Origin of the sequence: Novosphingobium sp. B-7 (genome assembly GCF_000410615.1) — a bacterium.
GTDB lineage: Bacteria > Pseudomonadota > Alphaproteobacteria > Sphingomonadales > Sphingomonadaceae > Novosphingobium > Novosphingobium capsulatum.
Genome location: NZ_KE148512.1, coordinates 24,152 through 24,385, shown reverse-complemented (window position 1 = coordinate 24,385; position 234 = coordinate 24,152). Strand labels below are relative to the sequence as shown.

1 pseudogene is annotated in these 234 nt (G+C 73.1%); it reads left to right on the top strand.

Features of this window, described 5'->3' with window-relative positions:
- A pseudogene (locus H926_RS33915) lies at nucleotides 1-234 on the top strand (general secretion pathway protein GspK); the annotation flags it as partial.

The window sequence follows — 234 nt, the reverse complement described above, 5'->3', positions numbered from 1 at the left end:
CCGCGCCTTGGCCGAAGGGGAAGTGCGGTTGCTCGCCAGGCTTGCCGAGCCCGGCGGCGCGCTTCACCGGGCGGAGCGCGGCAAATGGGCCGTGCCGCGCGGGCAGATTGCCTGGCAACTGGCGCCGGGTGGCAACTGCTTCAACGTCAACGCCCTGGTTGATGCGGCGCCCGATGGCACGCTGCGCGTGCGCCCGGCGGGCCCGCTCGAACTGCGTGCGCTGATGGCCTCACT